The sequence below is a fragment of the Paraburkholderia sp. HC6.4b genome (assembly GCF_014200875.1).
Taxonomy (GTDB): Bacteria; Pseudomonadota; Gammaproteobacteria; order Burkholderiales; family Burkholderiaceae; genus Paraburkholderia; species Paraburkholderia tuberum.
Map to the genome: position 1 here is coordinate 22,728 of NZ_JACHDC010000007.1, position 13,334 is coordinate 36,061.

Genomic DNA, 13,334 nt, shown 5'->3' on the forward strand with positions numbered 1-13,334 from the left:
TGCCCTCCAGCTTGTTTTGACTTGAGTCCAGCGCGCGCTGCCCCGGTGAGGTCGGAAGCCTAACATGCCGCGCGCGGTCGACCGCCCGGAGCGGGTCCTGGTCCCCTCTCGAAAAATGGGGGCAAATTGCGCGAGCCCGTTCTGTCTGTAGCTACAGGCTTCCAAAAGTCTTTGCACCATGCCGGACGGCATCTCCATCCGCGAATTCGCGCGACGTGAGCACGTTTCGGACACGCTCGTTCATCAGGCGCTCAAGCAGGGACGGCTTGCGAAGCGCGCAGACGGCCTGATGGACCCGGCGCTTCTTGGCACTCGCTGGCGCGCGAGCGAAAGGCGGGGCGAGGCTGCAAACGGGCCCGCAAAGGACACTTTGCAGCCGGGCGGAACTGCAAAGGGGCTGGCGTACGGCGAAGCCCTGCGCATCAAGGAGAACTGGACCGCGCTGCTGCGCCGCCTCGAATACGAACAGAAATCCGGCGCACTGGTTGAGCTGGCCGTCGCGCGAGGCGTCGTGTTCGAGTTATGCCGCGAGCAGCGCGACGCGTGGCTTGCATGGCCCGCGAAGGTCGCACCGTTCATTGCAATGGCTTTCGGTATAGACGACATTGACCGGCTAACGAACACACTGGCGGCGCATGTTCATCAGCAGCTTGCCGACCTCGGGGAGCCTGAACCGCGCTTCGACGCGGAACAAGGCCGATGATCTTCGACGTGTCGGCCGCGGCGGGTGGACCCCGCCGCCACGTCTGAGCGTTCCGGCATGGGCTGACCGCTACAGGAGACTCGCGAAGGAATCGGGCAGCCTGGCGGGTCGCTGGGCGACCGGGACCGTGGAAGCCGCACGCGGGCCGATGCTTGCCGTGACCGAGCCGGGCGTGCATGTCATCACCGCGATGGTGAACACGCAGTTGTTCAAGACGTCGCTGATCGAGAACGTCTTCGGCTACTTTGCGCATCTCGATCCGTGCCCGATGCTGCTGCTCGAACCCAAGGAAGCAGCGGCCGAACAGTTCAGCAAGGAACGCATTACGCCACTGGTGCGGGTCACGCCCGTACTGCGTGAACGGGTCGGCACGACCAAAACGCGCAACGCCGAGGAAACGCTGCTGTTCAAGTCGTTTCCGGGCGGCTTCCTCGCGCTCGCGGGCGCGGGCAGTCCCGATAACCTCGCGCGCCGCCCGATCCGGCTCGTTCTCGCGGACGAAATCGACAAGTACCCGGTCACGCGCGAGGGCGACCCTATCGCGCTCGCCGAGGAGCGCGTCGCCACGTTCGCGAACTGGCTGTCGGTGCGGACCTGTTCACCAACCGTCACCGAGGAAAGCCGCATCGAAGCCAGTTACGGCGAGTCGGACCAGCGTCGCGCGAGCGTAGCCTGTCCGCATTGCGGGCACCGTCAGTTCCTGGACTTTTTCCGCCATGTCGAGTGGGAGAAGCGCAAGGACGACAAGGGCAACGTGACCGGCCATCGCACAAAGACCGCGCGCGTGTACTGCGAGTCGTGCGGCGCGGGCTGGTCCGAGTCCGAACGGCTTACCGCCTTGCAGTCCATACGGTGGCATCAGACGCGGGTATTCGAATGCTGCGGCGCGCGCCACGCGCCGCTTGACGCCTATGAGCGTGCGTGGCGCAACGGTGAGCAAATCCAGGAGCCCGGCGGCGAGTCTGCCTGTGTGCGTGCCGTATGGGACTGGTGGGAATCGGAGCGTCATGCTGTCTATCGCGCGAAGTGTCCGACCTGCGGCGCGTGGAGCGTCGATAACGCGCATGCCGGATTCCAGGCGTCGAAGCTCCTGAGCCCGTGGACGCGCGACCGGCCCGCCGACATCGCGGCGCGCTGGATCGACGCGCAGGGCGACGAGGAACGGCTGCAAGCCTGGTGGAATACACAGATGGGACTCCCGTACCGTCCGCGCACCGGTCGCGCGCTCTCCGCTGAAGCGGTCGTCGCTCGCGGTGAGATATGGGCGGCTGAAGTGCCCGATGGTGTCGCCGTGCTGGTCGTGGGCGCGGACGTGCAGGATTATCGCGTTGAGCTCGAAGTCGTCGGCTGGGGCCGCAACGAGGAAAGCTGGTCAATCGACTACGAAATCATCGAGGGCGAGTTTTCAGACGCGCGTACACAGGCGCGCATCGACACGTATCTCAGACGCCTGTGGCATCGCGCCGATGGTCGCCCCTTCGAGATTATGGCCGCATGCATCGATTCGGGCGGACATCACACGCAGGCGGTGTACCAGTTCTGCGCGGCGCGCATCGGGCGTCGCATCTGGGCAGTCAAGGGCGAATCGGCACGCGGCGGCGAGCGCAATCCGGTATGGCCGTCGAAGCGGCCCACGTCGCGCACGAAGAGAACCTATCGCCCAATCCTTCTCGGCGTGAACGCGGCGAAAGACACGATCCGTCAGCGGCTGCTGCTCGATACGCCGGGACCGGGTTACATGCACTTCCCCGCAGACCGTGACATTGGCTATTACGCGCAACTGACCGCCGAGCGTATCGTGATCCGGGAATCGGGCGGCAGACGTTACCGGGTGTGGGAACTGCCACCGGGCCGCGCCAATGAAGCGCTCGACTGTCGCGTGTATGCGTACGGCGCGCTGTGCGGCCTGCTGTTTTTCGGGCTGCAACTGAACCGGCGCGCGGACGCGGTGAAGGCGTGGACGCCACCGCCTGCCGTACCGCCGACGCCGCACCGACCATACCCGGCCACCGCACGCACGCGGACCTCGCTCGTTCAGCGCCTTGCCTGAGAACCGTTATGCCCTGCCACCGCCTGAGCATCCTGGACGGGATGACGCTCGGCGCGCTCGAATCGCAGCTTGCAGGCATGCAGCAGGCGTATCTCGCGCTGGTATCGGGCACCCGGGCGCAGTCCGCGTCGTACACGCAGGCAGACGGTAGCCGTTCGATCGCATACACGCAGGCCAATATCGCCGATCTGGTGCAGGCCATCATCGGCGTGCAGACACAGATCGATGCACTGCGCGGACTCTGCCGCAATCGCCGCCGCCCGGTCACGCCGTACTTCTGAGCCAGCAATGGGCGTCATCGTTGACGAAAGCGGCCAGCCGATCCCCGAACCGGTCGCGGGACGCGGCGGCACGGTCGGCGCGCACATGTCGGAACCGGGACGCGTGCTGGCCTCGCCAGGCAGCGGCCTCGGGTTGCCGGGCTACCAGTTTCCGTATGACGCCGCGGACTGGTTTGCCCAGGAGATGGGCAACTGGTTGCCGTGGATACGGTCGCCCGATTCGGAGATCAACCTATTCCGTGACTGGATGGTTGCGCGCTCGCGCGACCTCTTTCGCAATGACGGCTGGATCAATGGCGGCGTTACCCGCATTCTCGATAACACCATCGGGACGAACCTGCTGCTGTCAGCGAATCCCGATTACCGGGCGCTCGCACTGCGTACCGGTATCAGCGGCTTTGATGCTTCGTGGGCCGACGAATTCCGGCGCACTGCTGAAGCACTCTGGCGCGGGTATGCAGAGAACCCCGGCCACTATAACGACGTGGCGCGGCAACTGACGCTCGGACAGCAATTCCGGGTTGCGATGCGTCACAAGCTGATCGACGGCGAAGGGCTCGGGCTCATCTACTGGCTACCTGAACGCGTGGGCTATGGCGGCGCGGACTACGCGACCGCGTTGCTGCTGCTCGATCCCGATCGTCTGAGCAACCCGTATCAGGCCATCGACTCACGCTACCTGCGCGGCGGCGTTGAGATTGACGATTACGGCGTGCCGCTCGCGTATCACATCCGCGAAGCGCATCAGAACGACTGGTATCTCGCCGTCGAGGCGAACACCTGGGAGCGTATCGAGCGCTGCGACGAGGACGGCTGGCTGCGCGTACTGCACGACTATGACCGCGACCGGGCGGGCCAGCATCGGGGCCTCGGGGTGTTCACGCCGGTCCTGCTGCACGCGCGCATGCTCGCGCGGTATTACGGCGTCGAGCTACAGGCCGCGACCATCGCCGCGACATTCGGCACCTACGTTACGTCGCCCTATGATCCGGCGCTGGTGCAGGATGCGCTTGGCGCGGGCGAAGGCGAGGAATTGCCGCTGTATCAGGCATTGCGTGCGCGGTGGGCCGACGAGCGTCCCGCGATGCTCAACGGCGCGCGTATTCCCACGCTCGCACCTGGCGAATCACTCGAAAGCGTTTCGGCCGCGCACCCGCACGGCAACTTCGAGACATTCGCGCACGAGATGCAGCGCGTGATTGCGGCGGTGCTGGGGCTCAGCGCCGAGCAGCTTTCGCAGGACTGGAGCAGGACGAATTACAGCAGTGCGCGGGCGGCACTGCTCGAAGCGTGGAAAACGCTCACGCGGCGGCGCGACGAGTTCTGCCTGAACTTCGCGTCACCGTTCTACGGTGCGTGGCTGTGGGAAGCAATGGACCGGGGTGAACTGCCGCTGCCGGCTGGTGCGCCGCCGTATATCGAGGCGCGCGCCGCGTACGCGCGCTGTTCATGGATGGGGGTGGCGCGCGGCTGGATCGATCCGACCAAGGAAAAGGCCGGTGCGGTGATGGGCATGGACGCGGCGCTCTCGACGCTCAAGCGTGAATGCGCGGAACAGGGACTCGATTATGAGGAAGTACTGCACCAGCGCGCGAATGAAATCCGGCTGATGAAGGAACTTGGGCTTGATTTGCCTGCCTGGGCTGGCAGTATCGCTGCGGCAGAAGCGGCGAAACCCGAGGCAGCCCCTGTACCGCAATAGTATCCGGCCGCGTTGATAGCCGGGCGCTGTGTTCAGGACTGGCGACGCGCGGCGAACAGCTTGCGTACGAACGCAATCAGGCGCAGGGGATTCAGGCGGAAATGGCTATGGCGTGCAACGCCTGCGCGGCTGTAGAGGTGCGTAGCTTCAATCAGGGTAATCGGGCTCATGACTTTCTCCGTATAAATTCGAATACAGGATAGGTCTCCCTGTCTCAAATTTGAATAGGTTCAGTCCGAAAGATAGATGCCCCCGGATATCGAGGTCGGTGGAAAGAGAAGCCAGCTTTGTTGAATTGCAGGTTTCGGAATGGCGATATGCCCAACGGTGCCGCGACGCCGCTATGAAGGGACGCAAAAAAAATAGCGCGCCACAAGGACGCGCCATGAAAAGGGTTTTCTACTACATGCCAACCCTATCGCCCCCGGAAAGCGGAGGACGTACTGAGGGGCGACGCTTCAATGCTAGGCGTATATACCGGACGCAGACCTCGGACAACTCCGAAATGCCGGGCGCTCGATGGTGGCGCAGCGCAAAAAAAGGTTCTTCGCGGATTTACGTGGAGGATGGGTTACTGGCTCGAGTCGGCCAAGAAGAGTCGTACGATGTGAGCAATCGAATGGCCGGAGTCCACTGAAAATTCGACGCTGGATGTCTACTCACACCCGATCAGGAAGAAGTCCGCTCGACTGTCTTCAAACTGGGATGCTCACGAAAATTGGACATAGCGGTGTGCGTCAAAGCGTAATTCGCTGCCGCCGGCCAATCGGACCGCTCGTGCTGCTGCAAAAATTTCGCCCCCGGAAGCTAGGCACTACCTACATCGGCATGGTTTCCAACGAGAATGGAATGCTCACGTTAACCCCGCCGTTGGTGCTAGGTGTGACGTTGACGCCGCCCGCGACGGCGATAGCGTCAGCGCAATCGCCCAACTCTTCGAAGATCTTCTGATTACGCCATGCGCCGTATTCCTCAGCGAGGCGCTGGCAAATATCACCTAGACGTTCGAAATACGGCGCAAACCAATGGCAAGCGAGCGCTGTACGGGTGTTTGGTAGATCGTCCAGTCCAACCCCGGTTCCAGCCATGTTCCCTAGGAGATAGCACGCGAACTTCATCAAGCGTCCATATGCGCCGTAGACATCATCTAAAACCCGCCTCACGTCGGCATGCAGCCGATACGCGCGTATCGCGTTGTTGGCCGTTTCCCGTGTCTCCCCGAGTGCTTGGATAAACGTCTCTTCGTATTCGTGGACAGGATTGCGGCCAATGTCTCTACTAAGACGCGTTGCTGCGTATTCGTCCCAGCAGGATTGAATAATTCTCCATCTAAGGGTTTGATGTACGTTGCTGGCCCTACTCTGTAGCAAAATCCCCGGAAATGCCTTGTCAAACTGATGGGTTGCATCGACATGGGCGCACTCGTGCGCCAACAAGTGCAGCGCAAAATCGAAATGCTCCTCGGCGGGATCCTCCAGCGCAATGACGTATTCGGCGTTGAAAACTATGTGGCTCTTGACTTTCCCTCCGCGCAAGACCGAAGGTGTCATTGCGACACCGACTACGTTTCCTTCACTTGGTGTAAGTTGATAGGTTGTAGGTATTCCAAGATCGAGATCACACAGGGCTTGCCGATAGTCAAACGCAACTGTAATTCCATCAAGTCCACTTAAATCAAAGTAAGAACTCAACTCACGGACTAAGTGACCAAGGCATTCAGCATACCGCTCGGCCCTATCCGTAGTATCAAATCCTCTAAGGCTGACAGAAAAACTCTCGGGGGCAGTTTGCGGTGGTATAGGAGACTCGTCTATAGGGCTGGCTTCGTTTTCTTCCATCGTTTTCCTTTTTGGCATACGGGGGTGCAATTCACTTAGCGTGCCAGCGTGAGGGTGTAAAAATCTGCAACCCGCAGAAACTGCGCGCAAGGGGAATTGCTGGCAGTGACGGGGGCAATGCTAGGCGTGTATGCCGAGCGCAGACCTCAGACAACTCCGAAATGCCGAGGCGCGCACGATGGTCGTGAACTATCCGCACCTGGCGACGCGCCTTTTTAATGTGCCGCTCGTCATTGCGCCGGGCAAGATCGAAATCATCATGGCCGCGCTCGCGGACCGGTTTGGTCTCGCGCGGCTGTTCCGCCCGAACGGTGAACTGCGCGCATTCGATGCCGGGCTTGAAGCGGGCGAGCCTGCGGACGAGCTTGCGTATGAGGTCGTCCAGGGTATCGCGGTCATTCCGGTGCAGGGAACGCTGGTGCAGAAGCTCGGCACGCTGCGTCCGTACTCGGGCATGACCGGTTATGACGGCATCCGCGCGAACCTCGCGACGGCGCTGGCCGATGACTCTGTGCGTGCAATCGTGCTCGATATCGACAGCCCCGGCGGCGAGGTCGCCGGGTGTTTCGATCTGACCGACGCCATTTACGGTGCGCGGGGCATCAAGCCGCTGTACGCGATCCTCACCGAGTGCGCGTTTTCCGCCGCGTATGCGCTCGCTTCGGCCTGTGATCGCGTGATCGTGCCGCGCACGGGCGGAACCGGTAGCGTCGGCGTGATCGTCGCGCATGTTGATTTTTCGAAAGCGCTCACCGATGCGGGCCTGACGGTCACGCTCATTACCTATGGCGAGCGCAAGGCAGACGGCAGCGAATACCGGCCACTCTCTGACGAAGCTTATGCACGTATCAAGGCAGACGTGGACAGCGTAGGCGAACTGTTCGTGGCGACGGTCGCACGCAATCGCGGGCTGACCGTGGCGCAGGTTCGCGACACGCAGGCCGCAACCTTCCTCGGGGCGGCGAGCGTCGATACCGGCTTTGCCGATGCAGTCATGTCGCCCGATGCGGCGTTTCTTGCGCTACTCGATTCGCTCGCGCTGTCATCCGTGCCGCAGTAACCACCAGGACCATGCAGGAGGTCTTAAAAATGGGATTCTCTCTTTCAGCCATGACCCGCTCACTGCCATTCGCGCACCTCGGGCGCGCGGGGACGCGTACGCGCGCTGAGGACGACTCACCGCTTGTCGAGAATGACGAACGCGAGCCGCCTGCCGAGCGCGACCGCGAGGATGGCGCACACAACGATGCGCGCACACGGCGTGCACAGGACGACGAGCCGCGCAACGGCGACGATGCACAGGAGGACGACAACGAAGAAGACGAGGACGGGGACAACGACGAAGGCGATGACGTCCAGCTCGGGGACGACGACAGCCGCGATGACGCCGACGACGCTGATGAACGGGACAGCCGGCGCGGCAAGGCAAAGGGCCGAGGCGGTGGTCAGGCGCAGGACGGTGACGACGAGGAAGAAATGCACGGCAGTTCCGTCGAGGCGCGCGCGCGCCGCCGCGAGCAGGCGCGCTGCGCCGCGATCTTTTCAAGTCACGCGGCCGCGCGCAATCCGGTACTGGCCGCCAATCTCGCGTTCAGAACACGCCTCGCACGCGGTGCCGCGCTCGCGGTACTCGAAAGCACACCCGCCCCGCCGACCGCCAATAGCGGACGCGTCGAGCGCAATCCGCGCGTCGGCCCGGGAGGTACACCGGGCATGAACTCACGTCAGGCCATCGCGTCGGCATGGGACCACGCATTCGCGAAGGTGAATGCGCGCAAACGCTAGTGCGCGTGCCGGTTTTTCATCCGTTCCATTACAGGGGATCACGATCATGGGCGCTCCTACTGTCCCGCCGCTCTTTGAGAACTGGCATGACGGCGGCTTTCTCGTCTCCGAAGCGAACGGCCACCGCTCGCGCGACGGCATCGTCCTGACGGGCGGTGTGTATGTCATGGCCGGGACCATTCTCAGCCGCCTTGCCTTGCCTCCGACACCCCCGCCAGGCAATGACGCAAGGGGCGACGCGGGGGCCGCGTCGGTCGTCGCAGGCACGCCGGAGCGCGAGAACACCGGCGACGGTGTCCTGCGGCTCACCGATCCGCCGCGTGCCAGCTCGTCGCCGTCTGGTCGCTACGTCTGCACCTTCACGAGCCGCAACACGTTCGACGTGAGCGGACCCGATGAACTGGGCGCGACTGCGCAGCAGACCGGGGCGCCGGTCGTCGTCGACGGCCTGAGCTTCGTCATCGAACAGGGCGCAAAGCGCTTCGCTGCGGGCGATACCTTTGCGATCACGTTCGATGCTGCCGATCCGTTCGATATCGGCACACCCGGTATCTGGATGCCCTGGAATCCCGCCGCGACTGATGGCTCCGAAGTCGTGGCGGGTCTGCTGTTCGGCTCGCGCGATACGACGCGGATGGATCGCGCCGCCGTCGCGATCGTGCGCGACGCGGAAGTGAACGCATCGGAGCTTGTCTGGCCGTCGGACGTGACGCCGTACCAGATGCAGATCGCGGGCGACCAGTTGCGCGCCGCAGGCATCCTGCTGCGCTAGTACCCCTTTCCTTCCTCGCAAGGCCGCACGGACGCTGGTCCGGGGCGGTCTTTTCTTTTGGGGAGCCGTCATCATGGCTGGCGAAATTCTCGATGTATTCCATCAGGACCCGTTCACGGCAATTGCGCTCTCGGACGCCGTTCAGCGCAACCCGTACCAGCCTGTCGGCCTCGGTGAGCTGGGCGTATTCGATCCCAACCCGATCCGCACGAAAGCGCTGGCAGTCGAGGAACGCACCGGCAAGCTGATCCTGATCCCGTTCTCCCAGCGCGGCGAGGAAGGCACGCAGCGCACGACCGAACGTCGCAAGATGCGCTATTTCGACGTGCCGCGCCTGATGCACTCGGACACGGTGTACGCCGAGGAAGTACAGGGCATCCGCGAGTTCGGTACGGAATCCGTCCTGATGCAGGTCGAGGCCGAAGTTGCGCGGCGGCTCTCGGGACCGACCGGGCTGCTCGCGAGTGTCGAATACACGAAGGAATTCCTGAGGCTCGCCGCGTTGCAGGGACTGGTGCTCGATCCGAAGGACGGCAGCGTGCTCTACAACTGGTTCGATGAATTCCAGATTCCGCAGGCCACCGAAACGCCGTTCGATCTGGGCGCGACCGAGGCAGGCAAGGCGAACACACCCTTGCGGCCGATCTGCAACGCGATCATCCGTACGATGGCGCGCAAGTCGCAGGGCGCATTCACGCCGACCACGCGCGTCTACGCGATGTGCGGCGATGCTTTCTATGACGCGTTCGTCAATCACCCGGACGTGATCCGTACGTTCGTGAACTGGTCCGATGCGCGCGCACTGCGCGACAACTCGCAGGGTGCCGCGTTTGATGCGTTCGTGTTCTCCGGCATTACGTGGTTCAACTATCGCGGCTCGGACGACAACGTGACCATCAAGGTTCCTGATGACGTGGTGAAGTTTTTCCCGGTCGGCGCGCCCGGTGTATTCCGCGAAGCGATGGCGCCGGGCGAAACCGTCGATTGGGTCAACACGCCGGGACGGCCCGTGTACGTGCTGCCGATCTTCGACGTGCTGCGGCGCATGTGGTGGAAGATGGAAGCGTATGCGTACCCGCTCTACGTCTGCACGCGGCCCGAAGTACTGCTGTCCGGTCGCATGTTCGAAGCGACCACGGCAGGCGCTACGCGCATCACGCCGGAAGAACCATCCGCGACGGCTGCACAACCGGCAGACGCAGCCAGCGCCGCGCCAATCGCCTGAGCGGTCCCCACCATGATTGACTGGGATAGCCTGGTGCTCGCGCCCGTCGAAGGCATCTTCGGCCAGCCCGCGACGCTCTACGCGGGAAGCGGTAACGCGCATGCGCTTAACGGCGTGTTTGACGAAGCCTTTACGAACGTGGATGTGGTCGACGGCGTACCCGTCACCACGACACGCCCATGCTACGGCTTTCGCGTGGCAACACTTCCCGTTACTGCACACCAGGGCGACACGCTGTTCATTCCGGCCGCGCCCGGTGCGCCGCTCAGTGACACGACCTATGTCGTCCGCGAAGTCCGTACGGATGGACATGGGTGGTGTTTCCTGCTGCTCAATCTCGCGACCTGACCAGTTTTCCTCGCCCCAGCCGTGGACCGCGCACGTATCCGCCCTTTGCCGATGCTCGGGCGTCGTCAGGTGCGTCTCGCCGCGCTTGGCGCACTGGAGCGCGCAGAACTTCAGGTCGCCGGCCGGGCGGTGCTGATCCGTTCGCCTGGCGACTGGTCCGCGCCGTCTGACGTGTTGCCCGCTGTCATCGTGCGCACCGCGCACGAAGCGAAGACGTCATTCAATCGCGGCATGCCGCAGTTCACGACGACATGCAGCCTCGAAGTCAAGGCGGTGGTCGAAGGCGCGACGGCCGCCGAGGCACAGGACGCAATTGAATGGCTGTGGTACGCGGTCGAGAACGCGCTGCTGCTCGACTGGTCGCTCGTGCGCATGCTTCAGCAGTTCCCGAGCATTGAAAGCGTGCTCGACATTCGCGCCGAGGGTGCGCGGCATCTCGCCGGTATCGCGGGCTCATTCCGCTGTGAGTACCCCGAAATGTACGACCCCACCGCAGACAGGCCGCAGCCCGCGCCGTGGCCGATCGATCCGCCTGCACCGGTCCCGCTCGAACGCGTCGGCCTGCACGCGGACCTGACCAATCGCGCCGACCCGACCGGCACGTACCCCGCCCCGCCGTTCCCGCAGAGCGTTGTTCCCGCACCGCGCACGCATGGGCCGGACGGACGTGACGAGGGGCGGCTCGACATTCCGCTAGAGGGAGACTGACATGCACATCAGGCCAGCAACGGGCGTGCGGGTGCGCGATCCCGACCTGCGCGACTTCCTGCCCGACGCCGGGCGCGTCGTACCCGATTCGGTGTACTGGCGTCGCCGTCTGCGCGATGGCGACGTGGTGCCCGTCGCGGATGAGCCGCCCCCCATCCCGGACACGCCAGACGAGCCCGACGCGACGCGGCGCGCATCACACCGCACGCGCGAACCCAAAGCCACCGACCCGACATAACACGCGCTTTCTGCGCCTCTGCCTGCCGCTGCGCGCGCTTCCCTCGATCCCCTCAAGACAATCGCGCGGGCCCCGCCCCGGCCCGCCCCAACCGTCCTGCGTCCGATTCCGTCTCCGATTCGCGCCCACCATCCCGGGAGGTTGCTCCCATGATTCCCTTTACCAACCTGCCTGAGAACATCCGAGTGCCGCTGTTCTACGCGGAGCTCGACGCGTCGCAGGCCAACAGCGCCCAACTCAACCAGCGCACGCTGATTATCGGGCAGATGACCGACACGGGAACCGGCGAACCGGGCACGCCGGTTATCAGCGCGGGCGTGGGCGACGCGCGCGCACGGTGGGGCAGCAATTCGATGCTCGCCGCGATGACCGCTGCCTATCGCGCGGCCGATAGCTTCGGCGAAGTGTGGTATCTGCCGCTCGAGGACGCAACCGGCGCGGTAGCCGCAAGTGGAACGGTCACGCTCAACATCGAAGGCGACGCCGGCGTCTCGGGCGTCATCTCGCTTTATATCGCCGGTCGGCGCTACCAGTTGCCGGTGCAGGCCACGCAGAGCGCGGCTGACATCGCGGAAGCGCTCGCCACACTCGTTGCTGCAGATGCGTTCGGGCTGGTGAGCGCATCGGCTCAGGACAACGTAGTCACGCTGACTGCCATCAATGCGGGCATGGTGGGCAATGAAATTGACGTGCGCCTGAATTACGGCGGCTCACGCGCGGGCGAATCGACGCCGCTCAATCTGCATGTTGCCATCGCGCCAATGGCGGGCGGCGCGATCAATCCGACCGACACGCTACAGGCCGCGCTCGATAACTGCGGCGACATGCCATTCGACTTCATCGTCTGCCCGTACACCGATAGCGTCAGCCTCGATGCACTGCATACGTTCCTGAACGATCAGACCGGGCGCTGGTCGTGGGCCCAGCAGATTTACGGCCATGCCTTTGCCGCGTACCGGGGGACGCTCGCGGCGTGTACGACATTCGGCGCGGGCCGCAACAACCAGCATGAATCGGTGCTTGGGTTCCATGATTCGCCCACACCCGCATGGATCGTCGCCGCGCAGCTTGCCGGCTCGGTCGCGCCCGCGCTGCGCAATGATCCGGGGCGCCCGGTCCAGACGCTACCGATTCGCGGCATGCTCGCGCCGCCGGTTGCCTCGCGCTTCCTGCTCACCGAGCGCAACACGCTGCTCTATGACGGTATCAGCACGTTCAATGTTGGCGATGACGGCACCTGCTATGCCGAGAACATCACGACGACCTACCAGAAGAATCCGTGGGGCGATCCCGATGACAGTTACCTCGAAGTCGAAACGATGTTTCTGCTGGTGTACGTGCTGCGTGCGCTGCGCTCGATGGTCACATCGAAGTATTCACGCATGAAGCTCGCCGCGGACGGCACGCGCTTCGCATCCGGTAGCGCCATCGTCACACCGCTGCTGATACGCGCAGACGTGATCGCCCGGTATCAGGAACTCGAATTCGATGGCTACGTGCAGAACAGCGCACTGTTCGCGCGGCAACTCATTGTCGAGCAGAACGCGAACAACCCGAATCGCGTTGACTGTCTGTGGCCCGGAACGCTGATCGACCAGCTCCGGATTTTTGCCCTGCTCGCGCAATTCAGGCTCAGCTAGTCATTCCGAACCGCAGCACTGAACCGCACCAAGCCGCCCCGGCG

Annotated in this window: 15 protein-coding genes; 12 read left to right on the forward strand and 3 right to left on the reverse strand. The window is 63.6% G+C overall.

From position 1 onward, the window contains the following. Window positions 1-178 precede the first annotated feature (178 nt). From HDG34_RS12325 to HDG34_RS12340, 4 genes are read left to right on the forward strand one after another with little or no spacing between them, the layout of a single operon-like run. A complete protein-coding gene (locus HDG34_RS12325) occupies window positions 179-703 on the forward strand; it encodes a hypothetical protein (RefSeq protein WP_184060375.1) in 525 nt (174 codons plus the stop codon). After that, on the forward strand, window positions 636-2,753 hold the full coding sequence (locus tag HDG34_RS12330; RefSeq protein WP_184060376.1) for a terminase gpA endonuclease subunit: 2,118 nt from the start codon (window positions 636-638) through the stop codon (window positions 2,751-2,753). Before HDG34_RS12325 ends, HDG34_RS12330 begins: the two co-directional genes overlap by 68 nt. An 8-nt stretch (window positions 2,754-2,761) precedes the next feature. Then, window positions 2,762-3,034: a gpW family head-tail joining protein gene (gpW, locus tag HDG34_RS12335; protein WP_184060378.1), complete on the forward strand. Its 273-nt coding sequence runs from the start codon at window positions 2,762-2,764 to the stop codon at window positions 3,032-3,034. A 7-nt stretch (window positions 3,035-3,041) separates the two neighbouring features. Then, window positions 3,042-4,736, forward strand: coding sequence for a phage portal protein (locus tag HDG34_RS12340; protein ID WP_184060380.1), 1,695 nt, complete (start codon window positions 3,042-3,044; stop codon window positions 4,734-4,736). Window positions 4,737-4,768: 32 nt separating this feature from the next. Here the strand turns inward: HDG34_RS12340 and HDG34_RS12345 are convergent, their stop codons facing one another. Together HDG34_RS12345 and HDG34_RS12350 are read right to left on the reverse strand one after the other, a co-directional pair. After that, the gene (locus HDG34_RS12345) at window positions 4,769-4,906 is read right to left on the reverse strand and encodes a hypothetical protein (protein ID WP_184060382.1); all 138 of its coding nucleotides are present in this window, start codon (window positions 4,904-4,906) and stop codon (window positions 4,769-4,771) included. A 648-nt stretch (window positions 4,907-5,554) separates the two neighbouring features. After that, window positions 5,555-6,574, reverse strand: a complete 1,020-nt coding sequence (locus HDG34_RS12350; protein WP_184060384.1) for a hypothetical protein — start codon at window positions 6,572-6,574, stop codon at window positions 5,555-5,557. 178 nt (window positions 6,575-6,752) lie between these two features. Here HDG34_RS12350 and HDG34_RS12355 point away from each other — a divergent pair, with 178 nt between their 5' ends. Further along, window positions 6,753-7,634 carry a S49 family peptidase gene (locus HDG34_RS12355; protein ID WP_184060386.1) on the forward strand — a complete coding sequence of 294 codons (882 nt, stop codon included), beginning with the start codon at window positions 6,753-6,755 and terminating at the stop codon, window positions 7,632-7,634. Between the two features lie 116 nt (window positions 7,635-7,750). Here the strand turns inward: HDG34_RS12355 and HDG34_RS12360 are convergent, their stop codons facing one another. Further along, window positions 7,751-8,056, reverse strand: coding sequence for a hypothetical protein (locus tag HDG34_RS12360; protein WP_184060388.1), 306 nt, complete (start codon window positions 8,054-8,056; stop codon window positions 7,751-7,753). On the opposite strand from HDG34_RS12360, the gene HDG34_RS12365 reads away from it, so the two are divergent. The 7 genes from HDG34_RS12365 (at window position 8,051) to HDG34_RS12395 (ending at window position 13,290) form a co-directional block, all read left to right on the forward strand. Beyond that, on the forward strand, window positions 8,051-8,359 hold the full coding sequence (locus HDG34_RS12365) for a hypothetical protein (RefSeq protein WP_184060390.1): 309 nt from the start codon (window positions 8,051-8,053) through the stop codon (window positions 8,357-8,359). The two genes, HDG34_RS12360 and HDG34_RS12365, sit on opposite strands and share 6 nt — an antisense overlap. Before the next feature lie 46 nt (window positions 8,360-8,405). After that, entirely contained in the window at window positions 8,406-9,131 is a 726-nt protein-coding gene (locus HDG34_RS12370) for a head decoration protein (RefSeq protein WP_184060392.1), read from the forward strand. Window positions 9,132-9,204: 73 nt separating this feature from the next. Further along, entirely contained in the window at window positions 9,205-10,356 is a 1,152-nt protein-coding gene (locus HDG34_RS12375; RefSeq protein ID WP_184060394.1) for a major capsid protein, read from the forward strand. A 12-nt stretch (window positions 10,357-10,368) separates the two neighbouring features. Next, complete coding sequence (locus tag HDG34_RS12380) at window positions 10,369-10,704, forward strand: hypothetical protein (protein WP_184060396.1); 336 nt, start codon at window positions 10,369-10,371, stop codon at window positions 10,702-10,704. A gap of 21 nt (window positions 10,705-10,725) precedes the next feature. After that, window positions 10,726-11,412 carry a hypothetical protein gene (locus tag HDG34_RS12385; RefSeq protein WP_184060398.1) on the forward strand — a complete coding sequence of 229 codons (687 nt, stop codon included), beginning with the start codon at window positions 10,726-10,728 and terminating at the stop codon, window positions 11,410-11,412. A 1-nt stretch (window position 11,413) separates the two neighbouring features. Next, window positions 11,414-11,650: a DUF2635 domain-containing protein gene (locus HDG34_RS12390; protein WP_184060400.1), complete on the forward strand. Its 237-nt coding sequence runs from the start codon at window positions 11,414-11,416 to the stop codon at window positions 11,648-11,650. A gap of 149 nt (window positions 11,651-11,799) precedes the next feature. Next, a complete protein-coding gene (locus tag HDG34_RS12395; protein WP_184060402.1) occupies window positions 11,800-13,290 on the forward strand; it encodes a phage tail sheath subtilisin-like domain-containing protein in 1,491 nt (496 codons plus the stop codon). Window positions 13,291-13,334 lie beyond the last annotated feature (44 nt).